The 696-nt window shown below is 44.6% G+C and carries 1 protein-coding gene and 1 pseudogene; both read right to left on the reverse strand.

Going from position 1 to position 696, the window contains the following annotated elements:
• Positions 1-253: Rrf2 family transcriptional regulator (locus CIK04_RS29180; RefSeq protein ID WP_128824752.1), on the reverse strand; the 253-nt coding region annotated here is incomplete at its 3' end.
• 114 nt (positions 254-367) lie between these two features.
• Positions 368-696, reverse strand: a pseudogene (locus tag CIK04_RS29185) (tRNA (cytosine(32)/uridine(32)-2'-O)-methyltransferase TrmJ); the annotation flags it as partial.

Genomic DNA, 696 nt, shown 5'->3' on the forward strand with positions numbered 1-696 from the left:
TCGAACGGCCAGCGATCACCGTTCCAATTGAAATGGTAAATGCGTCTGCGCCAAGACGGTAACCTCCGCCAGGACCACGAACACTCGCAACCAAACCTGCTTTACGCAATTTGGAAAAAAGTTGCTCTAAGTAAGAGAGCGAAATCCCCTGACGCTCGGAAATATCTGCCAGAGGTACAGGACTTTTTTGCGAATGCAGTGCCACATCCAGCATTGCCGTTACCGCATATCTTCCTTTAGATGTCAGTTTCATATCACACCGTATCCACACTGTTTGTAATGATACGGATTTTCCATACCCGACTAAATGGTCAAGTATTTATTTGACTAAATAGTCAGGTATTCATCCCTATGAATAGCAGGGATACTATTGCTTATTGATGCTCTTTTCTAACGAAGTCAAAATGCCACGCAAAATGTTCAACTCTTGCGCTTCTGGACGAGCTCGGCTGAACAGTCGGCGCATTTTATTCATGACTYGGTTAGGTTGATCAGCTCGCACAAATTCGGTTGTCAGTAACACTTTCTCTAAGTGCTGAATAAACATGATCAGTTCACTGTGGCGTGGGTATTCCGCAGTTTCTTGCGTTGGATACTGGCTTTGTTGATGACGCAAATAAGCCATACGAACTTCGTAACTTAAGGTCTGTACTGCCATCGCGAGATTCAATGAGCTGTATTCTGGGTTTGCAGGAA

It is taken from the genome of Vibrio sp. 03_296 (assembly GCF_002265885.1).